The sequence below is a fragment of the Kitasatospora sp. NPDC001683 genome, assembly GCF_053596495.1.
This window is the reverse complement of record NZ_JBSFGK010000052.1, coordinates 29,102-52,549: the sequence shown is the minus strand read 5'-3', so window position 1 is coordinate 52,549 and position 23,448 is coordinate 29,102. Positions and strand designations below refer to the sequence as shown.

The 23,448-nt window shown below is 72.9% G+C and carries 26 protein-coding genes; 6 read left to right on the top strand and 20 right to left on the bottom strand.

Annotated features, from left to right (window positions below; all coding sequences use genetic code 11):
- Window positions 1-112: 112 nt before the first annotated feature.
- Together ACWCYO_RS25785 and ACWCYO_RS25780 are read left to right on the top strand one after the other, a co-directional pair.
- A complete protein-coding gene (locus tag ACWCYO_RS25785; RefSeq protein WP_270145016.1) occupies window positions 113-1,267 on the top strand; it encodes an alpha/beta hydrolase in 1,155 nt (384 codons plus the stop codon).
- Window positions 1,268-1,381: 114 nt separating this feature from the next.
- Window positions 1,382-2,170, top strand: a complete 789-nt coding sequence (locus ACWCYO_RS25780; RefSeq protein ID WP_449785525.1) for a ferritin-like domain-containing protein — start codon at window positions 1,382-1,384, stop codon at window positions 2,168-2,170.
- Window positions 2,171-2,196: 26 nt separating this feature from the next.
- Here ACWCYO_RS25780 and folE read toward each other — a convergent pair whose 3' ends face one another.
- The 6 genes from folE to dacB form a co-directional block, all read right to left on the bottom strand.
- Window positions 2,197-2,802 carry a GTP cyclohydrolase I FolE gene (gene folE, locus ACWCYO_RS25775; protein ID WP_218204572.1) on the bottom strand — a complete coding sequence of 202 codons (606 nt, stop codon included), beginning with the start codon at window positions 2,800-2,802 and terminating at the stop codon, window positions 2,197-2,199.
- 119 nt (window positions 2,803-2,921) lie between these two features.
- Window positions 2,922-4,973 carry an ATP-dependent zinc metalloprotease FtsH gene (gene ftsH / locus ACWCYO_RS25770; RefSeq protein WP_270145021.1) on the bottom strand — a complete coding sequence of 684 codons (2,052 nt, stop codon included), beginning with the start codon at window positions 4,971-4,973 and terminating at the stop codon, window positions 2,922-2,924.
- Window positions 4,974-5,198: 225 nt separating this feature from the next.
- Entirely contained in the window at window positions 5,199-5,753 is a 555-nt protein-coding gene (gene hpt, locus ACWCYO_RS25765) for a hypoxanthine phosphoribosyltransferase (protein ID WP_045692298.1), read from the bottom strand.
- 71 nt (window positions 5,754-5,824) lie between these two features.
- On the bottom strand, window positions 5,825-6,952 hold the full coding sequence (tilS, locus tag ACWCYO_RS25760) for a tRNA lysidine(34) synthetase TilS (RefSeq protein WP_270145023.1): 1,128 nt from the start codon (window positions 6,950-6,952) through the stop codon (window positions 5,825-5,827).
- 338 nt (window positions 6,953-7,290) lie between these two features.
- Window positions 7,291-8,475: a zinc-dependent metalloprotease gene (locus ACWCYO_RS25755; protein ID WP_449785524.1), complete on the bottom strand. Its 1,185-nt coding sequence runs from the start codon at window positions 8,473-8,475 to the stop codon at window positions 7,291-7,293.
- A gap of 675 nt (window positions 8,476-9,150) precedes the next feature.
- Complete coding sequence (dacB, locus tag ACWCYO_RS25750; protein ID WP_449785523.1) at window positions 9,151-10,719, bottom strand: D-alanyl-D-alanine carboxypeptidase/D-alanyl-D-alanine endopeptidase; 1,569 nt, start codon at window positions 10,717-10,719, stop codon at window positions 9,151-9,153.
- Window positions 10,720-10,861: 142 nt separating this feature from the next.
- On the opposite strand from dacB, the gene ACWCYO_RS25745 reads away from it, so the two are divergent.
- On the top strand, window positions 10,862-11,353 hold the full coding sequence (locus tag ACWCYO_RS25745; RefSeq protein ID WP_030059594.1) for an inorganic diphosphatase: 492 nt from the start codon (window positions 10,862-10,864) through the stop codon (window positions 11,351-11,353).
- Window positions 11,354-11,486: 133 nt separating this feature from the next.
- Here the strand turns inward: ACWCYO_RS25745 and ACWCYO_RS25740 are convergent, their stop codons facing one another.
- From ACWCYO_RS25740 to ACWCYO_RS25730, 3 genes are all read right to left on the bottom strand, one after another.
- Window positions 11,487-11,696, bottom strand: a complete 210-nt coding sequence (locus ACWCYO_RS25740) for a dodecin (RefSeq protein WP_030288965.1) — start codon at window positions 11,694-11,696, stop codon at window positions 11,487-11,489.
- A gap of 98 nt (window positions 11,697-11,794) precedes the next feature.
- Window positions 11,795-12,754, bottom strand: coding sequence for an asparaginase (locus ACWCYO_RS25735; protein ID WP_449785522.1), 960 nt, complete (start codon window positions 12,752-12,754; stop codon window positions 11,795-11,797).
- 73 nt (window positions 12,755-12,827) lie between these two features.
- On the bottom strand, window positions 12,828-13,466 hold the full coding sequence (locus ACWCYO_RS25730) for an RsiG family protein (RefSeq protein WP_449785521.1): 639 nt from the start codon (window positions 13,464-13,466) through the stop codon (window positions 12,828-12,830).
- 536 nt (window positions 13,467-14,002) lie between these two features.
- Between ACWCYO_RS25730 and ACWCYO_RS25725 the strand changes: the two genes are divergently transcribed.
- Window positions 14,003-14,536, top strand: a complete 534-nt coding sequence (locus ACWCYO_RS25725; RefSeq protein ID WP_270145030.1) for a D-aminoacyl-tRNA deacylase — start codon at window positions 14,003-14,005, stop codon at window positions 14,534-14,536.
- Window positions 14,537-14,545: 9 nt separating this feature from the next.
- On the opposite strand, the gene ygfZ is transcribed toward ACWCYO_RS25725, so the two are convergent.
- The 4 genes from ygfZ to ACWCYO_RS25705 form a co-directional block, all read right to left on the bottom strand.
- Window positions 14,546-15,508, bottom strand: coding sequence for a CAF17-like 4Fe-4S cluster assembly/insertion protein YgfZ (ygfZ, locus tag ACWCYO_RS25720; protein ID WP_270151082.1), 963 nt, complete (start codon window positions 15,506-15,508; stop codon window positions 14,546-14,548).
- Window positions 15,509-15,527: 19 nt separating this feature from the next.
- Window positions 15,528-15,992, bottom strand: a complete 465-nt coding sequence (locus ACWCYO_RS25715; protein WP_449785520.1) for a Fur family transcriptional regulator — start codon at window positions 15,990-15,992, stop codon at window positions 15,528-15,530.
- A 148-nt stretch (window positions 15,993-16,140) separates the two neighbouring features.
- Window positions 16,141-16,725, bottom strand: coding sequence for an FABP family protein (locus ACWCYO_RS25710; RefSeq protein WP_270145033.1), 585 nt, complete (start codon window positions 16,723-16,725; stop codon window positions 16,141-16,143).
- Window positions 16,726-16,777: 52 nt separating this feature from the next.
- Window positions 16,778-17,056, bottom strand: coding sequence for a hypothetical protein (locus ACWCYO_RS25705; protein ID WP_270145035.1), 279 nt, complete (start codon window positions 17,054-17,056; stop codon window positions 16,778-16,780).
- Between the two features lie 18 nt (window positions 17,057-17,074).
- On the opposite strand from ACWCYO_RS25705, the gene ACWCYO_RS25700 reads away from it, so the two are divergent.
- Entirely contained in the window at window positions 17,075-17,437 is a 363-nt protein-coding gene (locus tag ACWCYO_RS25700) for a DsrE family protein (RefSeq protein WP_030288986.1), read from the top strand.
- Window positions 17,438-17,443: 6 nt separating this feature from the next.
- Here the strand turns inward: ACWCYO_RS25700 and ACWCYO_RS25695 are convergent, their stop codons facing one another.
- The 7 genes from ACWCYO_RS25695 to ACWCYO_RS25665 all read right to left on the bottom strand — a co-directional run bounded on the left by ACWCYO_RS25695 (window position 17,444) and on the right by ACWCYO_RS25665 (window position 22,035).
- Entirely contained in the window at window positions 17,444-17,725 is a 282-nt protein-coding gene (locus ACWCYO_RS25695) for a DUF3099 domain-containing protein (RefSeq protein ID WP_270145038.1), read from the bottom strand.
- A gap of 65 nt (window positions 17,726-17,790) precedes the next feature.
- Complete coding sequence (locus ACWCYO_RS25690; RefSeq protein WP_270145040.1) at window positions 17,791-18,081, bottom strand: DUF1416 domain-containing protein; 291 nt, start codon at window positions 18,079-18,081, stop codon at window positions 17,791-17,793.
- Between the two features lie 41 nt (window positions 18,082-18,122).
- A complete protein-coding gene (locus ACWCYO_RS25685) occupies window positions 18,123-18,959 on the bottom strand; it encodes a sulfurtransferase (RefSeq protein WP_270145042.1) in 837 nt (278 codons plus the stop codon).
- Window positions 18,960-19,203: 244 nt separating this feature from the next.
- Window positions 19,204-19,284: an Ms5788A family Cys-rich leader peptide gene (locus tag ACWCYO_RS25680; protein ID WP_369405619.1), complete on the bottom strand. Its 81-nt coding sequence runs from the start codon at window positions 19,282-19,284 to the stop codon at window positions 19,204-19,206.
- A gap of 228 nt (window positions 19,285-19,512) precedes the next feature.
- Complete coding sequence (locus tag ACWCYO_RS25675; RefSeq protein ID WP_270145044.1) at window positions 19,513-20,235, bottom strand: LmeA family phospholipid-binding protein; 723 nt, start codon at window positions 20,233-20,235, stop codon at window positions 19,513-19,515.
- 184 nt (window positions 20,236-20,419) lie between these two features.
- Window positions 20,420-21,736 carry a hypothetical protein gene (locus tag ACWCYO_RS25670; protein WP_270145046.1) on the bottom strand — a complete coding sequence of 439 codons (1,317 nt, stop codon included), beginning with the start codon at window positions 21,734-21,736 and terminating at the stop codon, window positions 20,420-20,422.
- A 5-nt stretch (window positions 21,737-21,741) separates the two neighbouring features.
- Window positions 21,742-22,035 (bottom strand): MoaD/ThiS family protein, encoded by a 294-nt coding sequence (locus ACWCYO_RS25665; RefSeq protein ID WP_270145048.1) that lies wholly within the window; start codon window positions 22,033-22,035, stop codon window positions 21,742-21,744.
- Between the two features lie 655 nt (window positions 22,036-22,690).
- Between ACWCYO_RS25665 and ACWCYO_RS25660 the strand changes: the two genes are divergently transcribed.
- Window positions 22,691-23,422, top strand: a complete 732-nt coding sequence (locus tag ACWCYO_RS25660; protein ID WP_270145049.1) for a response regulator transcription factor — start codon at window positions 22,691-22,693, stop codon at window positions 23,420-23,422.
- Window positions 23,423-23,448 lie beyond the last annotated feature (26 nt).

Sequence of the window (23,448 nt, the reverse complement as noted above, 5' to 3'; positions counted from 1 at the left end):
GCCCTCCCGAGCCGGCCCGGGCGCCCGGACGGCCTAGCTGCGGTGGCCTGGCCTGACGGTCCGCCAGACGATGAAGCCTGCCCCGACAGCGTCCCACCGGAAGGCCGACGGCATGGAACTGACCAGCGAAGCGCTGGTGAACTCGCTGCTCGCACTCGGGGCCGCGGCCCTCGTCACCACCCTGTGGATCTGGCCCCGGCTGGCCAGGCAACGTCCGCTCGCGGTGCTCGGCCGGATCGGCCTGCTGACAGTCGTTCAAGTCTCGATCCTCGCGGTGCTGGCGCTGTCGGTGAACAACTCCTTCGGGTTCTACACCTCCTGGGACGACCTGCTCAACCCCGGTGGCGCGAAACTCGCGCTGACCAGCAACGAGAACCACAAGGGCGGTACACCGGTCTCCGACCAACTGGTCCAGCCGACCAACGAGGGCGGCCTGGAGAGCGTCTCCAACCTGCCCAAGGGCGCGCCGGAGGAGGTCGGGAAGATCGAGTCGGTCCGGGTCAACGGCAAGGAGACCGGTTTCTCCGACCAGATGTTCGTCTACCTGCCGCCCGAGTACTTCGACCCGAAGTTCGCCCTGGTCCGCTTCCCCGTCCTGCTGGTCCTGGCCGGCTACCCGGGCACCGCGCTGAACCTGCTCAAGGAGCTGCCCGTGGTGCAGACCGCGGTCGAGCTGCAGCACTCCGGCAAGATGCCGCCCACCGTCCTGGTCCTGGCCCGCCCCGCGGTGGCCCCGGCCCGGGACACCGAGTGCGTGGACGTCCCCGGCGGGCCGCGCACCGAGACCTGGTTCGTCAAGGACGTGCCCGAGGCGCTGCACAGCGCGTACCGGCTCGGCCGCTCGGCCGGCTCCTGGGGCCTGCTCGGCTACTCCACCGGCGGCAGCTGCTCGATGCGGCTGTCGATGCGCTTCCCGAACGTCTACGGCAGCGCCGCCGGCCTGCACGGCGACTTCGCGGTGCGCCAGGACCAGTACACCGGCGGTGACCTCTTCAACGGCGACAAGGCGCTGGCGCAGCAGTACGACCTGGGCTGGCGGCTGCAGAACCTCCCGGCCCCGCAGCTCAACCTGCTGGTGGTCTCCACCCGCAAGGAGTCGGACTACCCGCAGACCGCCCAGTTCGTCGACCAGGCCACCCAGGTCGCGGCGGCCAATCCGCAGTTCAAGGTGGAGTCGCTCTACCTGGACGACGGCGGGCACAACTTCGACAGCTGGACCAAGGAGCTGCCCGCCTCGCTCGAGTGGCTGGGTTCCCACCTGGGGTAGCGAGCGGGTGATTACCCGCCGGTCGGCCCGTCCGGCCGGCGGTTCGGGGGGACGTATCGCGACCGCCGCCCGACCCTCCGGCGGGCGCCGCCCCGGATCCGCGCAGGAGGCGCCGTGCTGAGCACCAGATCGCTCTTCAACGAGATCTACCGGAACGACCAGGCGTACCAGCTGTTCTGCAGCATCGCGGCCGGCGGCGAGGACCAGGGCGGCTGGGAGAACGAGCGGATCACCGCCCTCACCCGGGATCCGGTGCTCGCCCCGAAGATCGCCCGGCACGGCGCGGACGAGCGCAAGCACGGCCGGATCTTCACCCAGCTGCTGAACAAGCGCGGCCTGCCCAAGGTGCCCGTCCCGGACGAGGCCGACTACTGCATGCTGCTGGAGCGCCAGGGCGTCGGCCTCTCCCACGAGCGGCTGAGGAGCGACGCCCCGCTGACCGACCGGGAGATCATCACCTACCTGGCGCACAGCCGGGTCACCGAGCAGCGCGCCGCCGAGCAGATGCGCCAGCTGGTCAGGGTGTACGGGGACAACCCGGAGCTCTGCCGGGCGATGCGGATGATCTCCGCCGACGAGGACGACCACCTCGCGTACTGCCACGAGGAGCTGCTGCGGCTGACCGCCGAGGGCCACGGCGCGTACATCCGGCACGCCCTGGAGGCCAGCGCCCGCGGCGAGATCCGCACCCACCGGGACGTCGGGCTGGCGGTCTCCGCCCGGATGGCGCGGATCCTGCGCTGGCCGCGCTGGCAGCTGGCCGTGATCAACCTCGGGGTGCACGCGCTGTACCTGTACGACCTGGCCTTCGGCTGGCGCCGGATGGTCTCGCTGCGGATGCCGGAGCGCCGCAACGCACTGGGCACCCCGGCTCCGCCGCACGCGGAGCACGAAGTGCCCTGAGTCGTGGCCGCTACCTACCGGTGCCGCTACCTACCGATGATGAGGCTCATCGCCTCGGCCCGGGTGGCCGGGTCGCGCAGCTGGCCGCGCACGCAGGAGGTGATGGTCTTGGCGCCGGGCTTGCGGATGCCGCGCATCGACATGCACATGTGCTCGCACTCGACCACGACGATCGCCCCGCGCGGCTCCAGGATCCGCATCAGCGCGTCGGCCACCTGGCTGGTCAGCCGTTCCTGCACCTGCGGGCGGCGGGCGTAGACGTCGACCAGCCGGGCGAGCTTGGACAGCCCGGTGATCTTGCCGCTGGTGGACGGGATGTACCCGACGTGCGCCACGCCGCGGAACGGCACCAGGTGGTGTTCGCAGACCGAGGTCAGCTCGATGTCCTTGACCAGCACCATCTCGTCGTGGCCGAGGTCGAAGGTGGTGGTCAGGACGTCCTCGGGCTCCTGCCACAGGCCCGCGAATATCTCCTTGTAGGCCCGCGCGACCCGGGCCGGGGTCTCCAGCAGGCCCTCGCGGTCAGGGTCCTCCCCGACGGCGAGCAGCAGCTCGCGGATGGCGTTCTCGGCCCGCTTCTGGTCGAAGATCCCGACGGCGGGCGGACCGTCGAGCGTCACCGGGTCGATCATGCGGGCCTCGCTTACGTGTGGGAAGACTCTGGCTGAACAGCACGGATGCCGCGCCTCCAGGGTACAAACCCTGGAAACGCGGCATCCATTCCGCAGTGGGTTCCCCCGCGGGGGCCCGGTCAGCCCTCGACCGGCGGCTCGGTGGCCGGCAGCGGCGGGAGCTTCACGACGTCGACCGGAGCGGTGTCGGTGGCGACGGCGCCGTTGGTGAGCGCCAGTTCCTTCGGCGACTGCACCGGCGGCCGGGTGGACGGCGTGCGGCGGGCGGAGCCCGTCCAGGCCGGCCGGGCCGGGCGCTTGACGACCGGGGCGAAGATCTCGGCGATCTGCTCCTTGTTCAGGGTCTCCTTCTCCAGGAGCTCCAGGACCAGGTTGTCGAGCACGTCGCGGTTCTCGACCAGGATCTCCCAGGCCTCGTTGTGCGCGCTCTCGATGAGCTTCTTGACCTCTTCGTCGACCAGCCCGGCGACCTCTTCCGAGTAGTCGCGCTGGTGACCCATCTCACGGCCCAGGAACGGCTCCGAGTTGTCGGTGCCGAACTTGATCGCGCCCAGGCGCTCGGTCATGCCGTACTGGGTGACCATGGCCCGCGCCGTGGCGGTGGCCTTCTCGATGTCGTTCGAGGCACCGGTGGTCGGGTCGTGGAAGACCAGCTCCTCCGCCGCGCGCCCGCCCAGCATGTAGGCCAGCTGGTCGAGCATCTCGTTGCGCGTGGTGGAGTACTTGTCCTCGTCCGGCAGCACCATGGTGTAGCCGAGGGCCCGGCCGCGGGACAGGATGGTGATCTTGTGCACCGGGTCGCTGTACTGGCAGGCCGCCGCGACCAGGGCGTGACCGCCCTCGTGGTACGCGGTGATCTTCTTCTCCTTGTCGGACATGATCCGCGTGCGCTTCTGCGGACCGGCCACGACGCGGTCGATCGCCTCGTCCAGGATGCCGTTGTCGATCAGCTTCTTGTCCGAGCGGGCGGTCAGCAGCGCGGCCTCGTTGAGCACGTTCGACAGGTCGGCGCCGGTGAAGCCGGGAGTGCGCTTGGCGACGGCCGACATGTCGACGTCGGGCGCGATCGGCTTGCCCTTCTGGTGCACCTTGAGGATGTCCAGACGGCCCTGGAGGTCGGGGCGCTCCACCGCGATCTGGCGGTCGAAGCGGCCCGGGCGCAGCAGCGCCGGGTCCAGGATGTCGGGCCGGTTGGTCGCGGCGATCAGGATCACGCCGCCCTTGACGTCGAAGCCGTCCATCTCGACCAGCAGCTGGTTGAGGGTCTGCTCGCGCTCGTCGTGGCCACCGCCGAGACCCGCACCGCGGTGCCGGCCGACGGCGTCGATCTCGTCGACGAAGACGATCGCCGGGGCGTTCGCCTTGGCCTGCTCGAACAGGTCGCGGACGCGGCTGGCGCCGACACCGACGAACATCTCGACGAAGTCCGAACCGGAGATGGAGTAGAACGGCACCCCGGCCTCGCCCGCGACGGCACGCGCCAGCAGGGTCTTGCCGGTACCGGGCGGGCCGTAGAGCAGCACGCCCTTGGGGATCTTGGCGCCGACGGCCTGGAACTTGGCCGGCTCCTGCAGGAACTCCTTGATCTCGTGGAGCTCCTCGACCGCCTCGTCCGCGCCGGCGACGTCGGCGAAGGTGGTCTTCGGGGTGTCCTTGGTGAGCAGCTTGGCCTTCGACTTGCCGAACTGCATGACGCGCGAGCCGCCGCCCTGCATCTGGTTCATCAGGAACAGGAAGACCAGGACGATGATCACGATCGGCAGCATCGACAGCAGCAGGCTGACGAAGGTGCTCTGCTTCTCGGGGCTGACGGTGTAGCCCTCGGTGAGGGAGCTGCTCCTGTCGTTCATCTGCGACTGCAGCTTGTCGGCGATCGCGACGCCCTGGTCACCGATGTACGAGGCCTGGAACTTGCTGCCGGACGGGGCCTTGCCCGTGCCGGCGGGGGACAGCGTGGCGCCGTCCTTCAGTTGGATCTTGATCGTGTTCGAGTCACCAGTGGTGATCTGCGCCGACTTGACGTTGTGCGCGTCGATCGCCGCGACGACCTGACCGGTGTCCACCGTCTTGTAGCCGTTCGAGTCCGAAACGACCTGCATCAGTACGATGACGGCGAGGACGGCCAGCACGATCCACATGATCGGCGCACGGAAGTATCGCTTGACGTCCATCCATGCGGGGCGTTGCCGCCCCGTCCCTCCTGCCACTCAACGGCGCCGTGGGGCTGTGGGCCGCGGCGCATCCGGTCGGTGCTCATGTGAAGAGCGGTTTATTGGACCGTACCGCAGTCGGACCCACCGATGGCGGGAGCACGGCGACACGGCTGTGGTTCTTTGTCCCCCGGTCCAACGGGCGGGAACGACCTACTGTTCCCGCCCATAGCCCGAACGGGACCCTCAGCCGCCGTAGACGTGCGGGGCGAGGGTGCCGATGAAGGGCAGGTTACGCAGCTTCTCCGCGTAGTCCAGGCCGTAGCCGACCACGAACTCGTTCGGGATGTCGAACCCGACGTACTTCACGTCGATCTCGACCTTGGCCGCGTCCGGCTTGCGGAGCAGCGTGCAGACCTCGAGCGAGGCCGGACCGCGCGAACCCAGGTTGCCCAGCAGCCAGGACAGCGTCAGACCGGAGTCGATGATGTCCTCGACGATCAGGACGTCCCGGCCGGCGATGTCGGTGTCCAGGTCCTTGAGGATGCGCACCACACCGGAGGACTTGGTGCCCATGCCGTACGAGGAGACGGCCATCCAGTCCATGGTGACCTGCGAGTGCAGGGCCCGGGCGAGGTCGGCCATGACCATCACGGCCCCCTTGAGGACGCCGACGATCAGCAGGTCCTTGCCTGCGTAGTCCCGGTCGATGCGCTCGGCCAGCTCCTGGAGCTTGGCGTCGATCTCGTCCTTGCTGATGAGCACCTTCGCGAGGTCAGCGCCCATGTCGTTCTGGTCCACCGGGGATACGTCCTCAAACGTTCGGGGTCTGTGTGGCCGGCGGCCTGCTCCCCCGGGACATGCCTCGCCCCTCAGTCGCCCTGCCGCCGAAAGACCAGCGTGCCACACCTGCGGGTGGCCTCGACGCCCCCGGGTAGGTGCAGCGGCCCCTGGCCGCGCCATCCGGTGACCAGCAGGTCCACCGCCTCCAGGTGCCGCGCGAACAGGTCCCCGGCCGGACAGCCCGCGCGCAGCGCGGCCCGGCGCAGCACCCGGCGCCGTACGGCGGGCGGCAGTTCGGCCAGTTTCACGGCGTCCAGGGCGCCCTCGCCCGTACGGAGGTCGCGTTCGGCCAGGGAGGCCCACTGGTCGAGGGCGTCGGCGTCGTCGCGGAACAGCCGGGCGGTACGGGCCAGCGCCTCCACCACGCCACCGCCCAGGTGCTTCTCCAGCACCGGCAGCACCTCGTGGCGGACCCGGGAGCGGGTGTAGGCGGGATCACAGTTGTGCGGGTCGTCCCAGACCGGGATCGCCTGGGCGGAGCAGGCCTGCCGGGTGGCCGCCCGGTCCAGCTCCAGCAGCGGGCGGCGGTAGCGCCCCTTCTGGGCCGGCATCCCGGCCAGCGAACGGGAGCCGGAGCCGCGGGCCAGGCCCAGCAGCACGGTCTCGGCCTGGTCGTCCCGGGTGTGGCCGAGCAGCACGGCGATCGCGCCGTGGCGCTCGGCGGCCTCGTCCAGGGCGGCGTAGCGGGCGTCCCGGGCGGCGGCCTCCGGGCCGCCGGAGCGGCCGACCCGCACCGGGACCACCTCGACCGGGTCCAGGCCCAGCGAGCGCAGCCGCTCGGCCACCTGGGCGGCGCGGTCGGCGGAACCGGGCTGCAGGCCGTGGTCGACGGTGACGGCGCCGACCCGCAGGCCGATCTTGGGGGCCTCGAAGGCGGCGGCGATGGCCAGCGCCATCGAGTCCGCGCCGCCGCTGACGGCGACCAGGACCAGCGGCGAGCCGGGGGCGGCCGGGGTGCGGGGCAGCCCGGAGGGGTGGCGGGCGGCGTTGCCGATCAGGGTGGTGCCGACGGCGGCACCCACCAGCGGCGCCCCGGCGGGGCGCTCGCGGGGCTCGCGCACGGGCGCGGTGAAGGTGGTACCGGCCTCGGCGGCGAGGTCGGTGAGCGTACGGCGAACGGCCAGGCGTATCGCGGCGACGGCGGGGTGAGGGCCCACGGCGGACGACTCCTCGAGGGAGGGGGACAGGACTGCGGCGGGCGGCCGGGACCGCGCACTGCATGAGCGCCGCGTTACCGGGCGCTCACAGATGGTGGCAGAAAGTGGCGACCCGCTACGCCACCCGCGCCACCGGTACGACCACCGTCCCACGTTCGGGTGAATGGAGAAACGTATCTTCACCCACCATCTGCCCGATTGGACCACTCGTACGAGCGGGTTTGACCGCCACCGACCGGCAGCGGTCCCGCCACGCGCCGGAACCGCCCGCCCGGCGCCGCCCGCCCGGCGCCGCCCGCCCGGCGCCGTCCAACGGCCCCGGCAGGCCCCGGCGCCGCTCAGCGGCCGACCCGGGCGAGCCAGGCGGCCGGGTCGTGGATCTCGTCCTTGGTCGGCAGGGTGTTCGGGGACGTCCACACCCGGTTGAAGCCCTCCATGCCGAGCTGCTCCACCACGGCCCGCACGAACACCGCGCCGTCCTGGTACTGGCGCAGCTTGGCGTCCATGCCGAGCAGCCGGCGCAGCACCAGGTCGAGCCGGTTCGCCCCGCGATCACGGCGCTGCTGGAACTTCTCCCGGATCTCCGCGACCGTCGGCACCACGGCCGGGCCGACACCGTCCATCACCACGTCCGCGTGGCCCTCCAGCAGCGACATCACCGCCGTCAGCCGGCCGAGGATCTCGCGCTGCGCGGGCGACTGGACGATCTCCAGCAGGTTCCCCGCGGAAACGCCCTCCCGGCGCTCCCGGCTGCCCGCCCCCGGCAGCCCGGCCCCCAGCGAACCCGCCGCGTCGCGCAGCCGGTCCAGCAGCGCGCCCGGGTCGACGTCCGTCTCGGCCAGGAAGGACTGCACCTCGGACTGGATGTGGTCGCGCAGCCACGGCACCGCGGTGAACTGCGTCCGGTGCGTCTCCTCGTGCAGGCAGACCCAGAGCCGGAAGTCCGACGGGTCGACGTCCAGCTCGCGCTCGACGTGCACGATGTTCGGCGCCACCAGCAGCAGCCGGCCCGGGCCCGGCCCCTCCGGGCCCAACCGCGGCTTCTCGAACAGCGCCGCCGGACTGTCCGGCGGCTCCAGCGACGGCTCGGCCGGGGCGAAGGTCTCGTACTGGCCCAGCACCTTGGTCGCCAGGAACGCCAGCAGCGCCCCGACCTCGATCCCGGTCGCCTTCTCCCCCACCGCACCGAACACGCCCGCGGCCGCGCTGTTCGCCCGCCGTGCCTGCAGCTTCTCCACCAGCGGCTGGACGACCGTCCGGAAGCCCGCCACGTTCGCCCGCACCCACCCCGGACGGTCCACCACCAGCACCGGCGTGGAGGTGGCCGCGGTCAGACTGCTCGACCGCATCCCGGTGAACGCCCGCACGTGCTCCTCGGCCTCCAGCGCGTGCCGGCGCAGCTCGGCGACCACCGCCGCCGCCTCCGCCCGGCTCACCTCCGGCCCCGGCCGCACCAGCCTGGTCGCGGTTGCGACCGCGAGATTCCAGTCGACCATGTCAGCCCCGCCACTCGCGCTCGTCATGCCCTCACCGTACGTGCTCCCCACCACCAACGGCAGCCACCCACCACCAACACCCTGCCCGCCCCCGAACCCCCTCGAACCCACCACCGACACCTCCCTCGGAGCGGCGGTCGAGGACCCGACGGGCACCACCGGCACGGGCCCGAAACCCCGGGCCCCGCCCGGCCGAACCGGGCGACGACAGCGAACGCCAGAGGCACGACCAGCACCGCCCGGCCCCTCCTCTCCCACCACCCCGGTCGCCCCTTGGCGGCCGGGCGGCTACAGCCGACGAGGGTCGGCAAGGGCCGCGCAGCACGGCAGTTGCCGACGCCGTGGCGGCCGGAACACCGGGTGGGCCGCAGGCCGCGCCGGGGCGGAGACCTTCCGACGGCGCGAACGGTTCGGCGCTCCAGCGGCTCGCTCCCCCACCCGTCCGCGGGCACGGGCCTGGCATCACAGGCGTCGGGCCGGAACGGCGATTGAGGCCATCGCCCGGCCGCAGCGGAGTCGACCGGGTGGCTGCCACCCCCTCACTTCCCTGCCGCACGCCCCCACGGCGGCGGCAGGGGCGGGAGGCTCCTCACCGCGGGCGAGAACGTCGAGAAGAGGCGACAAGGAGTCACCCACGGCGCCGGGGCGGGGCGTTGCCGACGTCGCCGCCGTCGGGGCGCGACGGCGGCGGGCCGGGGTGGGTCAGTGGCAGCCGCAGGAGGCGAGGTGGGCCGCGATGCGGTCCATGGCGGCGCGGGTGGTGTCGGCCGGGGTGGTGGAGGGGGTGCGGGACATCACGGCGAAGGTGAGGAGGCGGCCGTCGGCATCGACGACGGTGCCGGCGAGGGTGTTGACGCCGCTGAGGCTGCCGGTCTTGGCGCGGATCAGGCCGGCCGCGTCGGCGGCGCCGGAACCGGAGCCGTAGCGCTTGTTGAGGGTGCCGGTGAAGCCCGCTATCGGCAGGCCGGTGAGGACCGGGCGCAGGGCGGGGTGCTGGTCGGAGGCGGCCAGGGCGAGGAGCCGGACCAGGACGGCGGGCGGGATCTGGTTGCCCAAGTGCAGGCCGCTGCCGTCGTTGAGGACCACCCCGGTCATCGGCACGCCGAGCTTGGTGAGCTCCTGGGTGACGGCGGTCGCCGCGCCCTCGAAGCTGACCGGCTGGTGCGCGGCGAGGGCGACCTGACGGGCGATCGCCTCGGCGATCTGGTTGTCGGAGGTGGTCAGCAGGCGCTCGATCAGCCGGGCGACCGTCGGTGAGTCGACCTTGCCGAGGACGGGGGCGTCGGCGGCGGCCGGGGCGGCGGCCGGCCCGGCCTTGCCGTCGACGGTGATGCCCTGGGCGGCGAGCAGCCGGACGAAGGCCGTGGCGGCCGTGGCGGCCGGGTCGGCGAACCGGTCCGGGGCCTCCTCGCGGCTCCTGGGGTCGATCTTGGCCTCGTCCACCATCAGCGGGACGACCGGGGCGATGTTCTGGTTGTCGGGGTTCGTCCTGTGCAGCGGGTTGCCGGAGTACAGCGACAGGTCGTAGTCCAGCTTGACCGTGCTGGTACCGGCCGCCTTGAGCGCGGCCGCGGTCTGCTGGGCGAGCGCCTCCAGCGAGGCGGGGGCGGTGTCGGCGTCGGCGGGCTGGCCGCCGATCTGCACCTGGTCGATGGGCAGCGCGGTGAGCGTCGGGTCCCCGCCGCCGACCAGGGTGATGGTGCCCGGGGTCGCGCCGCGGACCACCCGGGTGGTGAGCCGGGTGTCGCCGGGTATAAGGGACAAAGCCGCGATCGAGGTGGCCAGCTTGGTGGTGGAGGCCGGGGTGGCCGGGGTGTTCTCCCCGGAGCCGTACAGGAGTTGGCCACCGGCGGCGTCCGCGACGGCGATGGTCACGGTGCCCAGGTTCTTGTCGGAGAGATAGGGGGCGAGCGCCTGCTGGAGGCCCTGCGCGGTGGGGACGGCGACTTCCGGGCCGCTCTCGGCGGCGGCCAGCACGGCGTCCGTCGCGGGCCCCGGGGGCGCGGCCGGCGAACCGGCGCCGCCGGGCGTGGCGGCGGGCTGCTCGGCCCGCCGGCCGGGCCCGCCGGGGCTCTGGCTCGGACCGGGCTTGCCCTTGCCGTGGTCATCCTTGCGGCCGTCCCGGCCTTCCCGACCGCCCTGGTCGCCCTGGTCGCCCTGGTCGCCCTGCGCCTTGGCGTCCTCGCCCTGCCCCGCGCTGTGTCCCCCCGGAGTGGAGGACGGCTGCGCGTACGCACCGCCCGCTCCCAGCACCGTTCCGACGACCAGCACGGCCGCTCCGAACAGTCCGGCGGCCGTCCCCCTGCGACGGCGCGCCGCCCCTCCCCCTGCTCCCACCGACCGGCCCCTTTCCCGAGCACTCACTCCCGTAGGAGACACTTGGATTCTGTCAGTCCCTACCTTGGAGGAACCGTTGGAGTTCGACGTCCTTATCGAAATCCCGAAGGGCTCTCGTAACAAGTACGAGGTCGACCACGAGACCGGCCGTCTGCGGCTCGACCGGATGCTCTTCACCTCGACCCGCTACCCGGCCGACTACGGCTACGTCGAGGGCACGCTCGGCGAGGACGGCGACCCGCTGGACGCCCTGGTCATCCTGGACGAGCCGACCTTCCCGGGCTGCCTCATCAAGTGCCGCGCCATCGGCATGTTCCACATGACCGACGAGGCCGGCGGCGACGACAAGCTGCTGTGCGTCCCGGCGACCGACCCGCGCTGGGAGCACCTGCGCGACATCCACCACGTGTCGGAGTTCGACCGCCTGGAGATCCAGCACTTCTTCGAGGTCTACAAGGACCTGGAGCCGGGCAAGTCGGTCGAGGGCGCCAACTGGGTCGGCCGCGCCGAGGCCGAGGCCGAGGTCACCGCTTCGATCAAGCGCCTCGCGGAGCAGGGCGGCCACTGAGCCGTCGTTCCGATCTCGTTCGTTCCTCGTCCGTTCGGGGCAGCTCGGGGTAGGTCGGGGTAGGTCGGGACAGCCTGGGGCCGGGGCCGCGGATTCTTCCGCGGCCCCGGCCCCTGTCGTTCCCGGGAGGCGCTCAGTCCTCCAGTCGGAAGCCGACCTTGATGCACACCTGGTAGTGCTTGATCCGGCCGTCCTCCAGGTGGCCCCGGACCTGCGAGACCTCGAACCAGTCGAGGTTGCGCAGCGTCCGGGAGGCCCGTTCCACCCCGTTGCGGATCGCGGCGTCGACGCTCTCGGTCGAGGACCCGACGATCTCGGTCACCCGGTACACGTGGTCGGTCATGGCGGACTCCCTCAGCTGTGCGACGGCCCCCGGTCCACCGTGCACCGCGCCGGGGCCGCCCGCACTCCGACGGCGTCCGCGGGAGCCGCACGGAGCCGCTAGAAGGCCGCCCGGACCTCGCCGACCGGGGCGCCGCCGCCGAGCAGCGGGGCCGCGCCGATCCGCTCGACGGTGTCGTCCGCGCCGGTCACGCCGAGCCGGCGCAGCGCGGCCGCCAGCACCGGGCCACGGGCCCGCTCCGCGCCGTCGTCGATCTTGAAGGCGAGCGCCCGCCCGTCCGGCAGCGCGACCACCTGGACGGCCTCGGCGCCCATCTTGGACAGCGCGCCCGGGACGGCCCGCATCAGCCAGGTGTCGGCCCGGCGGGTGCCGGCCACGTACTCGGGGTGGGCGCGCATGGCGTCGGCCACCCGGCGCTGCGCGGTGCCCTCGGCGGCCAGCACCAGGCTGCGGTAGCCGCGGGCCAGGCCGGTCAGGGTGACGGCCAGCAGCGGGGCGCCGCAGCCGTCCACGCCGGTGTGCACGGGGGTCTCGCCGGTGCCCTCCGCGAGGGCCTCGCGGGCCAGCTCCTGGATCGGGTGCGCCGGGTCGAGGTAGCTCCCGGTGTCCCAGCCGTTGGCGACGCAGGCGGCCAGCCAGCCGGCGTGCTTGCCGGAGCAGTCCATCAGGATCGGGGCGCGCCGCCCGCCGGCGCCGAGCAGCAGCTCCGCCTCGGTCTCGTCCAGCGGCAGGTCGGCCGGGGTGCGCAGGGCCGATTCGTCGAGGCCGGCGGAGCCCAGGATGGTCCGGACGCCGTCGAGGTGAAACGATTCAGCGGAGTGGCTGGAGGCCGCCAGCGCCAGCAGCTCGCCCTCGATCGCCAGCCCGGCCCGCAGCGTGGCCACCGCCTGGAACGGCTTGGCCGTCGAGCGTGGGAAGACCGGCGCGTCGGGGTCACCGAGCGCGAACTCCACCGAGCCGTCGGCGGCGAGCAGGACCAGGGAACCGTGGTGGCGGCCCTCGGTGAAGCCCGAGCGTATGACCTCGGCGAGCACGGGCGGGTGGGCGGACTGGGACATCGGGGAGCCTTCCGGGGGCAAGGGTGGGCCGGGGGGAAGCCGGACCCAACCGCGCCCCCGACGACTCACCCGGTCAGAGCGGCCTCTCCGAGAGCAGGTCGTCGACCCGTGCTTCCCCATCACGGTACCTGCGGGTGATCTCGGCATTGCAACCGTCGGCCGTCCGCAACAGCCGCTGGCGCCGTCCGGACACCTCGCGCTCGTGCGCGCGCAGCCGCTCCAGGGCGGCCAGCAGCTCCTCGGCCGGGTGCGCGGCGAGGTCGGCGAGCTGGACGTCGCCCATCAGCGCGTCCGCCTCCAGCTGGGACTCCTGGGTGCGCGGCGGGCCGAGGGTGACGTGCCGGGCCGAGCGCCGCACGGTGGAGGGCGCGTCGGTCAGGATGGCCGGCAGCCGGTCCAGCAGGTCACCGCCGGGCTCCCCGCCGGCCGCCGGGGCGCTGTGGCCGTCTGCCCGGGCCGGGTGGGCGGGGCCGCCGCCGGGGCGCCGGTCGAGCTCGGCGCGCAGGATGTCCATCCGCCCGTGCAGCAGCCGCCGCAGGTAGGACAGGTCGGCCTCCTGCTCCAGGGTCTCCCGGCGCAGGATCCGCAGCTGGTCCAGGCCCAGCCGCTCCAGGTCGGGCTCACCGTCCGGGCCCGCCGCCCGGGAGGGGGCCCCGGGGGCCTGCGCCACCTGCCCGGATCGGTTCCACGCCGCGCCGCTCGCGTCCATCATCCAGCCCACCTGCCGTCGTCCGATCCCGCCCGCTCGCGGCACCCCGTCCCTGCCGCCGGTCCGGCCCGTCCCCCGACGGGCCCGCGCGTCCCGTCCGTTGGCACGCCCGGGGCCCCCGAAGGGTTCCGTTCCCCGGCCGGGACCACCCACCGGGGCGACCCCGACAGAACGCCTGACCTACCGGCTCGACCGCCCGGCCGAACCCCGGCCCGGTGCGGCGGACCTTCAGGCGCGCCGGGCCCTTCGTACGGTCCCCCAGCGTGCCACCCCACCCGGCGCGCGCGCACCGCCCGTGCACCCGAACGGCCCCCTGGCGAACGGGGGTGGCTGATATGACCGGGGCTTTCCACAGGAAGAGCGGCGCCCGATTCCGCGCAGGCGCGCGCTGCACGGCGTGCACCACCCTTTCGCGCGCCCCCGTGTGCGCCCCCTGGTGTGCCCCTCGGACGTGCCCTCGGGCTGTGCCCCTCGCACGCGCTCCGGACCCCGGCCCCGGTGCCCCGCCGGGTCGCACGGCGCTCCGGCACAATGGCGGCATGCGAGCAGTGGTGCAGCGAGTGACCGAGGCCCGGGTGACCGTGGCCGGAGAGACCGTCGGCGCGATCGAGGGGCCCGGTCTGTGCGTCCTGGTCGGCGTGACCCACGAGGACACCCCGGCCAAGGCGGCCCAACTGGCCCGCAAGCTCTGGACGCTGCGGATCCTGCCGCCCTCCCCCCGAGCCGAAGGCCGCGCCGACGCCGAAAGCGGGAGCGCCGGAGCGACGACCGTCGGCGTCGGATCCGGAGCGGCCGGAGGCGAGCGGGGGAGTAACAGCGTGGAGCAGAGTTGCTCCGACATCGGCGGCCCGCTGCTGGTGATCAGCCAGTTCACGCTCTACGGCGACGCCCGCAAGGGCCGCCGCCCCACCTGGACCGCGGCCGCCCCCGGGCCGGTCGCCGAGCCGCTGGTGGACGAGGTGGTCGCCCAACTGCGCGCGCTCGGAGCCAAGGTGGAGACGGGCCGGTTCGGCGCCGACATGCGGGTGGCGCTGGTGAACGACGGCCCGTTCACCGTCCTGGTCGAGGTCTGAGGGCCCCGATCACTGCGGGACGATCACGTCCTGGGTGCCCGGCACCGTTCCGGCCAGCAGCACCGCGTCCACCGGGACGTTCCGCTTGACGATCGCCAGTGCGATCGGCCCCAGCTCGTGGTGCCGGGCCGAGGAGGTCACGAAGCCCAGCGCCCGCCCGTCCGGGTCGGAGGCCAGCCGCACCTCGGTGCCGTGCGGGGGCAGCGACTCCTCGGTGCCGTCCAGGTGCAGGAAGACCAGCCGGCGCGGCGGGCGGCCCAGGTTGTGCACCCGGGCGACGGTCTCCTGACCGCGGTAACAGCCCTTCTGCAGGTGGACGGCGGTGCTCAGCCAGTCCACCTCGTGCGGGATGGTCCGGTGGTCGGTCTCGAAGCCGAGCCGGGGCCGGTGGCCCTCGATTCGCAGCGCCTCGTACGCCCAGACCCCGGCCGCCGGGCCGTACCCGGCGGTCAGCTCCGCCAGTTCGGCGCGAGGCACGAACAGGTCGCGCCCGTAGGGGAGTTCGCGGACGGCGGCGGCGCCCTCGACGGAGCCGGTGGAGCCGGCCGGCAGGTGGACCACGGCGTAGTCGGCGGTCGCGTCGGCGACCTCCACCCGGTAGAAGAACTTCATGCTCTCCAGGTAGGCCACCAGCGCCTGCTGGGTGCCCGGCTCGACGTGGGCCCAGGTGGTGGTGCCGTCGTCGACCAGGTAGAGCGCGTGCTCGACGTGCCCGTTCGGGGAGAGCACCAGCGCCTCGGTGGCGTGCTGCGGCTCCAGCTGGCTCACGTGCTGGGTGAGCAGCAGGTGCAGCCAGGAGAGGCGGTCGGCGCCGGTGACGGTGACCACGCCGCGGTGCGAGAGGTCGACGAAGCCGGTGCCCCTCGACAGGTTCCGCTGCTCGCGGAAGATGTCGCCGTAGTGGGCGGCGACGCCCTCGTCGGCCCCCTCGGCGGGGACGGCTCCGGGCAGGGCAAGCAGCGGACTCTTCACACCGGTCATACCGGCCAGCTTACGACCGGTCGTCCGCCCGCTCCGCGGTGCAGTCGGCGCAGCGGCCGAAGATGGCGAAGTGCTTGAGATCGGTGTCGAAACCGTGCTCCTCGCGCAGCCGGTCGATCAGCGGCTGGGCGATCTCGGTGCCGGTCTCGGTGACCTTCTCGCAGTCCCGGCAGACCAGGTGCAGGTGGTGGTGGCGGCCGGCCAGGTGGTAGGTCGGGGCGCCGTGGCCGAGGTGGGCGTGCGAGACCAGGCCCAGCTCCTCCAGCAGCTCCAGGGTCCGGTAGACGGTGGAGATGTTGACGCCGCTGGCGGTCTTGCGGACGTGGCAGAGGATGTCGTCGGGGGTGGCGTGGTCGAGGACGTCCACGGCCTCCAGCACGAGCTGCCGCTGCGGCGTGAGCCGGTAGCCGCGCTCGCGCAGGTCGGCCTTCCAGTCGCCGGAGAGCTGCCAGTCGGTGGTGCCGGTGTCCGCCACGGTTCTGTCCCTGCCAAGGTCGGGGTCCTGAGGCAAGTGTAGGGACCGGCCGGGGGCCGGTCCCTACCTCGTGCACGGGTATGCGGCGGCTCGGTGAGCCGTGCCCGCTCGGGCCGTGCCACTTGAGCCGTGCTTGTTCGAGCCGTGCCTACTTGAAGAATGCGATGCCGTCGTCCGGCAGGTCGTTGATGTCCTTGATCAGCTGGGCCGGGCTGAGCACCTTCTTCAGCTGCGCGGACATGTACGGGCGCAGCGGCACGTTCGGGGCGGCCTTCTCGCCGACCCAGAGCAGCTCGCCGTTGACGAAGCCGTACAGCCGCTTGCCGCCGGAGTACTCCGGGGAGCCCTCGATCCGGGCCACCGCGTCGGTGGAGACGTCGACCTGCGGCTTGCCGTCGGCCAGCTCGCCGTACCAGATCTCGACCGTGCCGTCGTCGCGGACGGAGGAGATCTCGATCCCGCGGGCGCCGGTGGTGCCGTCGTGGTTGCTGGTGATGCGCCAGAACGCGTGCTCGTTCTCCAGCGGACGGACCTTCTCGCCCTCCTCGTTCAGCACCCAGGTGCGGGAGCGGAACTCCAGGAAGGGGCGGCCGTCGTGCCGGATCACGATCTCCTGGCCGAAGTTGCACTTCTCCGTGCCGGGGAAGTCGTACACGCCCGCGCCCTCCCAGGTACCGAGGAGGAAGGCGAGCGGGACGACGTCCCTGTGGAGGTCAGAGGGGATCTCGATCATGTTCCTGGTCGCTGTCGTGGTCGGTGCGGTCTGCCTCAACCGTACGGCAGGGTCAGCGCTGGCCCTGGTACAGCTTCATCACCGAGAAGATGGCGAACCAGGTGATCAGCACGGCCATCAGGGCCAGCAGACCATCGAAGAACCATTCGAGACCGGTCACGGGGGACTCCCAGGCGGAGAGAGAGTGGTGGATTTTGCTCGCGCTCACTCTATCCGGCGTGTTACCGCCGGTCGCGGTGAGCCCCACCACGTCGGGTTTCGCGCCCCGCGCCACCCCGCCGTCCAAGGTTTGCCCAAGGGATTCCGGGATGACGGCAGGCTGGAGTGGCATGACCTCTAAGGTGGCGCCATGTCGAAGAAGCTCGTCATCAAGGTCACCGCCGGGGCGGACGCGCCGGAGCGGTGCTCGCAGGCCTTCACGGTGGCGGCCGTGGCCGTCGCCAGCGGGATCGAGGTCTCGCTCTGGCTGACCGGGGAGTCCTCCTGGTTCGCCCTGCCGGGGAGGGCGGCGGAGTTCGAGCTGCCGCACGCCGCGCCGCTGCCGGACCTGCTGGAGTCGATCCTGGCGGCCGGCTCGGTGACGCTGTGCACCCAGTGCGCGGCCCGGCGCGGGATCGAGCAGAAGGACACCGTCGAGGGTGTCCGGATCGCGGGCGCGCAGGTCTTCGTCAGCGAGATCACGGCGGACGGCGTCCAGGCGCTCGTCTACTGAGCCCGCCTACTGCGGCTTGTCGCGCGGCTCGTGGTCGGGGCGGTCCCGGTCGTGACCGGGGTCGTCCCACTTCGGGTCGTCCCAGCGCGGGTCGTTCCACCAGTCGTCGTCCGGGTCCCGCTTGTTGGCGAACACCGCCGCGGCGGGCGGGATGACCATCGCGACCACGCACAGGCCCACCGCGGCGCCCACCGAGAAGAACCGCACCACGCCCCAGGCCAGGACGAACAGGCCCAGGCACACGCCCATCATGGCGTAGTAGTAGCGCCGCCGGCGCCTCGTCTGCACGTCTTCCACGGTACGGCCGAGGGCCCCTGCGCGGCAGGGGCCCTCGGCGTGATCGTCCGGCCTGGTCAGACCGCGATCGCGACCTCGACGGCGGTGCCCCGGGAGGCCACCACCTGACGGTCCACGGTCTGGCCCGGGACCAGCGCCCGCAGGGTCCACTTGCCCGGGCGGGCGAAGAACCGGAACTGGCCGGTCGCCGAGGTGGGGACCTCGGCCGTGAACTCGCCGCCCTCGTCCAGCAGCCGGACGTAGCCGTTCACCGGCTCGCCGTCTCGGGTCACCGAACCCTGGATGATCGTCTCGTTCGCCACGTCAACTCCTGCCAGGTCCGGGCCGCCGGCCTTCGCACCGCACATGTCTGATGTTCCCTTCTGACTTACGGGTCGAGCCGGGGGGCTCAGTTGCTGCCGAGCTCGATCGGCACGCCGACCAGGCTGCCGTACTCGGTCCACGAACCGTCGTAGTTCTTGACGTTCTGCTGGCCGAGCAGCTCGTGCAGCACGAACCAGGTGAGCGCGGAGCGCTCGCCGATGCGGCAGTAGGCGATGGTGTCCTTCGCCAGGTCGATGCCCTCGGCCTCGTACAGGGCCTTGAGCTCCTCGTCGCTCTTGAAGGTGCCGTCGTCGTTGGCGTTCTTGGCCCACGGGATGTTGCGGGCGCTCGGCACGTGGCCGGGGCGCTGCGACTGCTCCTGCGGGAGGTGGGCCGGGGCGAGCAGCTTGCCGGAGAACTCGTCGGGCGAGCGGACGTCGACCAGGTTGAGGTTGCCGATGGCGGCGACCACGTCGTCGCGGAAGGCGCGGATCGAGGAGTCGGCGGCCTGGGCGGTGTACTCGGTGGCCGGGCGGGCCGGGACCTCGGAGACCAGGTCGCGGGAGTCCAGCTCCCACTTCTTGCGGCCGCCGTCCAGCAGGCGGACGTCGCCGTGGCCGTACAGCTTGAAGTACCAGTAGGCGTAGGAGGCGAACCAGTTGTTGTTGCCGCCGTAGAGGACGACGGTGTCGTCGTTGGCGATGCCCTTGGCGCTGAGCAGCGCCTCGAAGCCGGCCTGGTCGATGAAGTCGCGGCGGACCGGGTCCTGGAGGTCCTTCTTCCAGTCGATCCGGACGGCGTTGCGGATGTGGTTCTTGTCGTAGGCGGAGGTGTCCTCGTCGACCTCGACGATGACGACCTTCGGGTCGTCCAGGTGGGCCTGGACCCAGTCGGCGTCGACCAGGACGTCGCTGCGGCTCATGGTGGTGTTCTCCATCCGTGGGCGGTTTGCGGAAGGTGCTGCTCAGCGGGTGCTGCAGGGCTGCCCGGACGGGTGCGGCCCGAATTCCCGTCCGAAATGCTGTCCGAATGACGGGACGGAGGGACGGAGCCGGGACGACCGGGCGGGGAGTGCGGGGCACGGCGGCGACCATCGGCCCGAAGAGCCGGGCGAGGTCACCGGAGAGATCGGCGGCGGGCGTCAACTGCCCTGCCAGGATGCCGACTTAGCGCATTCGACACAGACAGGCAGCCACGCGGCACAGGTCGACCGCCCGCCGCTTCGTGAGATCCGCCTGTCGCTTCATGCCGACGATGCTAGGGACACCGGAGGCCCGCTGTCATCAGCGTATCGAATGCCGAGATCGAAACGCCCGAATGGCGGGATTTGACCTTCGGGTGCCCGGCCCGGCCCCGGCCGGGCTTCCGCCGGCGGCACACAACGGGCGGAAACGACACCGCTCCGCGCGCCGCGCTGGACAGCGCGTCTCGCGGAGCGGAACGGGAACCCGGTGCCTCGGGACGGCGGGCCGGGGTCACCCCAGCAGCTTGACGCCCTTGCCCTCGAAGGACAGCTGGAGGCCCTCCGGCAGCGGCGTCACGCCGTCCTTCGCGGCCAGCTTCAGCCCGGCCGGCATCGAGTCCAGGGTGAAACTGGCCGGCTCGACCTTCCGGTTGGTGAGCCCGGCGAACATCTCGGCCAGCGAGCTCAGCTTGAGGCCGTCCACGGTGATGGTGTTGCCTTCGTTGTGCACGGTGGCCTCACCCACCGAGACCGGCCCCAGCGAGGCCTTGACCTTGCCCGGACCGCCGTACGACAGGCTCAGCCGGGAGTTGCCGCCGCCCGGCAGCGGGGCGCCGCCCATCAACTGGGAGGCCGGGGGCAGCAGCTGGGCGAGGTCCTGGTAGCTGATCACACCGCTGCCGGTGCCGCTGTCCACGGTGGCGCTGTTCAGGCTGTCGCTCACCTCCACCCCGGAGAGCTTGGCCCTGAAGGAGTGCAGCGCCACCTGCTGGCCGTCGTTCCGGACGGTCAGGCCGTCCGAGGAGATCCGGACGTCGTCCAGCTTCTTCGAGACCACCTGGGTCAGGAACGGGAAGCCCTCGATCGTGACGTCCGGCCGCCGGCTCATCTGGCCGCTCTTCACCAGCTGGTCGGCGGCCTCGTCCTCGGCCACGCCGACCGCGATCCGGTCCGCGCCCACCAGCAGCCCGGAGAGCACCACCAGGGCGATCGTCGCCTTCAGCCATCCGCGCATCGTGTCCCCCGTCGTCGCCGGTCGCTGTCGTCGTCCACTGCGGTCCGTCGCCGCCCCGGAGCCTTCGCCGTCCCGGAACCGTCCCGTCCCGGAGCCGCCCGGACGCGGCCCCTTCCGCACGACCGTACGACGTCCCGCCCCGGAACGTGGTTCCGGGGCGGGACGCGGTCGTGACCCACCCGGCTCAGCCGGCCAGCAGGTCGGTGGCCATCCAGATCAGCGGCGCGGCCACCGCCAGCGGCAGCGCCACGCCCGCCGTCATGTGCACGAAGCGGGACGGGAAGTCGTACGCCGCGACCCGGCGGCCGACCAGCGCACCCAGCCCGGCGAGCGCCCCCAGCGCCACCGGCGCGCCCACCAGGAAGCCCAGCAGCACCGCCGCGACCAGGCCCAGCACCGGGCCCAGCTGCTTCGGACCGGGCAGCGGAGCCGCCGCCAGCAGCGTGGCCAGCGCAACCGCCCCCACCCCGGCCGGCACCCACTCGGCCAGCAGCAGCGTGGTGCACAGCGCCGTCACCACGGTGGCCGAACCCAGCACCGTCAGCGCGTAGAACCGCTCCTTGGGATCCGACGGGCGGAACGTCTGCAGCACCAGGACCAGCAGGAAGAACCCGCCCAGGGTGCCCACCACGGCCGCCACGCCGCCGTTCGAGTCCGCCAGCAACACGGCCGCGTCCGCGGTGAATCCGGCCAGCGCGGCGAGCAGGATGCCCTGCCGGGCCGGCCACATCCCGTTCAGCCGGAACCAGCCGGCCGCCGTCAGCAGCTGCAGCAGCGCGACCACCAGCGCCAGCGCCACCTGCCCCAGCGCCGCACCACCGGCCAGCAGCGCGGCCGCGCCGGCGGTGATCAGGGCGGGCTGCAGGCCCGGGTCGATGATCGGCGAACCGGTCCGGCCGCCCGGGACGGCGCTCGGCGCGGCCGCCGGCACCGGCTGCGCCGGGAGGGCGCCGTACGGCGGGGCGGACCCGTAGGGCGCGGCGGCGGGGGCGTCCGGGCGCTTGAGCGTCATGGTCGGCGGGTCGAAGCCGGGCCCGGCGGCGGGCGGCGGCACCGGGGGCATCCCTGCGGCGGGCGCGGCCTGCTGCGGGGCGGGCGGCGGCACCGGCGCCGCGTGCCGCGCCCGGGAGGGCTGCTGCGGCGGCTGCGGCTGCACAGGGCGCTGCTGCACCGGGGACCGCTGCATCGGGGGCTGCTGCACCGGCGGCTGCCCGAGGTGCTGCGGCGGGGCGACCGGCATCGCACCGGAGACCCGCACCGGCGGCAGCAGCGCGGTGGCCGCCGCGTCGTCGGCCAGCGGCGGGACGGGCGGCAACAGCGTGGTCGCGGCCTCGTCGTCGAACGCCGGCACCGGCGGCAGCAGCGTGGTCGCGGCCTCGTCGTCCACCGGATAGCCGTACGGGTGCTGCGGCGGCTGCTGCGGATGCGGATGGGGCGGATGGGGCTGCTGCGGCCAGTTGCCGTAGCCGCCGCCCTGGTTCGGGTTGGTCATGTCCGTCACGCCGCTCAGCCTCCCGCGAACGGCGGGAGGACCTCGACCGTCCCGCCCTCGGTCAGGGCCACGGTCGCGTGGTCCCGGCCGCCCACCTGCGCGCCGTCGACCAGGTACGAGCAGTGCCCGAGCAGCCGGACGAGCTTCGGCCGGTCGGCGTGCCGCTCCTTGGCCGCCGCCAGCGCCTCCGCCAGGGTCGCCGCCTCGTACGGCTCCTCGGCCAGGCCGGCCTCGGACTTCGCCGCCGCCCAATAGCGGATCGTCCCGCGCGCCCGGGCGCCGCTCGCGGGCTCGGTGGTCGCGCCCATCGGGCCACCCCTTCCGTTCGTCCTCGCCCGGCCCCGGTGGCCCGGTCCGGCTCGCCACCGGAGCGCCCGCCCGACCACCCGAACGATGGAACCGGTCAGCGCCGCCGATGTGCGTCCCATGATGGCGTGTCCGCCGGTCCGAGCGGCAATCGCCCTGGCCGGACCGGCGCAGTGCGGCGCTCGAAGCTGTGTCCAGACTCACCCCGCGCGCGCCCGGATTGGGCGAACCGCCGGATTCGCGCACTCCCGGTGCGCAGAGCGGTCGGCTATCCTCGACCTCCAAGAGGGATCCGGGCAGAGTCGCCCCCGGGTCCTTTTGTGCTTTCAGGACGCCAGTACGGACGTTCGTGCGATTCGCCGGCCCACCCCCGGCGCGCCGCAGGAACCGCCCCGCCTCTCGCGGCACAAGGACGTGCCGGCCCGGCGGGGTGTCGCCACCCGGCGCCGGGCCGCCACCCGGGACCGGACCAGACCGGAGGGTTCGCGGGATGAGCAGGGCAGGAACGGTGCGCCAGGGGTTGCGGGACCCCCGGTGCGCCACGCGCTCCCCCGAAGCCGCCCGGGCGTCCTCCCCCCTCCCCTCAGCACCTGCGCCCTCCGGCTGCGGCGGCAGCCGGGACGCATCCGCGACGACCCGGAAAGGGGACCACCGGGTATGAGTTCTCTCCTCCTCCTCACCAACGCGCTGCAGCCGTCCGCCGAAGTGCTGCCGGCCCTCGGCCTGCTGCTGCACAACGTCCGGGTAGCGCCCGCCGAGGGCTCGGCCCTGGTGGACACCCCCAGCGCGGACGTCATCCTGGTCGACGGACGGCGCGACCTGCCGCAGATCCGCAGCCTGTGCCAGCTGCTGCGCTCGACCGGCATCGGCTGTCCGCTGATCCTGGTGGTCACCGAGGGCGGCCTGGCCGCCGTGACCGCCGAATGGGGCATCGACGACGTCCTGCTGGACACCGCCGGCCCGGCCGAGGTCGAGGCCCGGCTGCGGCTCGCGCTCGGCCGTCTCCAGGTCGCCGTCGACGACAGCCCGATGGAGATCCGCAACGGCGACCTCTCGGTCGACGAGGCCACCTACTCCGCCAAGCTCAAGGGCCGGGCACTCGACCTCACCTTCAAGGAGTTCGAGCTGCTCAAGTACCTCGCCCAGCACCCCGGCCGGGTCTTCACCCGGGCCCAGCTGCTGCAGGAGGTCTGGGGCTACGACTACTTCGGCGGCACCCGGACGGTGGACGTGCACGTCCGGCGGCTGCGCGCCAAGCTCGGCGTCGAGCACGAGCAGCTGATCGGTACCGTGCGCAACGTCGGCTACCGCTTCGTCGTCCCGGAGAAGCCCGAGAAGAGCGAGCGCCCGGACCTCGCCCAGCGCCCCTCGGCCCCGCTCGAGGCCTGATCCGGCGGCCGGGCGGGCCCGGCGGG

Bases quoted from the DNA above. Each gene is read 5' to 3' on its own strand.
- ACWCYO_RS25785 (WP_270145016.1), top strand. From the start codon at position 113: ATGGAACTGACCAGCGAAGCGCTGGTGAACTCGCTGCTCGCACTCGGG.
- folE (WP_218204572.1), bottom strand. From the start codon at position 2,802: ATGATCGACCCGGTGACGCTCGACGGTCCGCCCGCCGTCGGGATCTTC.
- ftsH (WP_270145021.1), bottom strand. From the start codon at position 4,973: ATGGACGTCAAGCGATACTTCCGTGCGCCGATCATGTGGATCGTGCTG.
- ACWCYO_RS25755 (WP_449785524.1), bottom strand. From the start codon at position 8,475: ATGACGAGCGCGAGTGGCGGGGCTGACATGGTCGACTGGAATCTCGCG.
- ACWCYO_RS25740 (WP_030288965.1), bottom strand. From the start codon at position 11,696: ATGACCGACCACGTGTACCGGGTGACCGAGATCGTCGGGTCCTCGACC.
- ACWCYO_RS25735 (WP_449785522.1), bottom strand. From the start codon at position 12,754: ATGTCCCAGTCCGCCCACCCGCCCGTGCTCGCCGAGGTCATACGCTCG.
- ACWCYO_RS25730 (WP_449785521.1), bottom strand. From the start codon at position 13,466: ATGATGGACGCGAGCGGCGCGGCGTGGAACCGATCCGGGCAGGTGGCG.
- ACWCYO_RS25725 (WP_270145030.1), top strand. From the start codon at position 14,003: ATGCGAGCAGTGGTGCAGCGAGTGACCGAGGCCCGGGTGACCGTGGCC.
- ACWCYO_RS25710 (WP_270145033.1), bottom strand. From the start codon at position 16,725: ATGATCGAGATCCCCTCTGACCTCCACAGGGACGTCGTCCCGCTCGCC.
- ACWCYO_RS25705 (WP_270145035.1), bottom strand. From the start codon at position 17,056: ATGCCACTCCAGCCTGCCGTCATCCCGGAATCCCTTGGGCAAACCTTG.
- ACWCYO_RS25700 (WP_030288986.1), top strand. From the start codon at position 17,075: ATGTCGAAGAAGCTCGTCATCAAGGTCACCGCCGGGGCGGACGCGCCG.
- ACWCYO_RS25690 (WP_270145040.1), bottom strand. From the start codon at position 18,081: ATGTGCGGTGCGAAGGCCGGCGGCCCGGACCTGGCAGGAGTTGACGTG.
- ACWCYO_RS25685 (WP_270145042.1), bottom strand. From the start codon at position 18,959: ATGAGCCGCAGCGACGTCCTGGTCGACGCCGACTGGGTCCAGGCCCAC.
- ACWCYO_RS25680 (WP_369405619.1), bottom strand. From the start codon at position 19,284: ATGAAGCGACAGGCGGATCTCACGAAGCGGCGGGCGGTCGACCTGTGC.
- ACWCYO_RS25675 (WP_270145044.1), bottom strand. From the start codon at position 20,235: ATGCGCGGATGGCTGAAGGCGACGATCGCCCTGGTGGTGCTCTCCGGG.
- ACWCYO_RS25665 (WP_270145048.1), bottom strand. From the start codon at position 22,035: ATGGGCGCGACCACCGAGCCCGCGAGCGGCGCCCGGGCGCGCGGGACG.
- ACWCYO_RS25660 (WP_270145049.1), top strand. From the start codon at position 22,691: ATGAGTTCTCTCCTCCTCCTCACCAACGCGCTGCAGCCGTCCGCCGAA.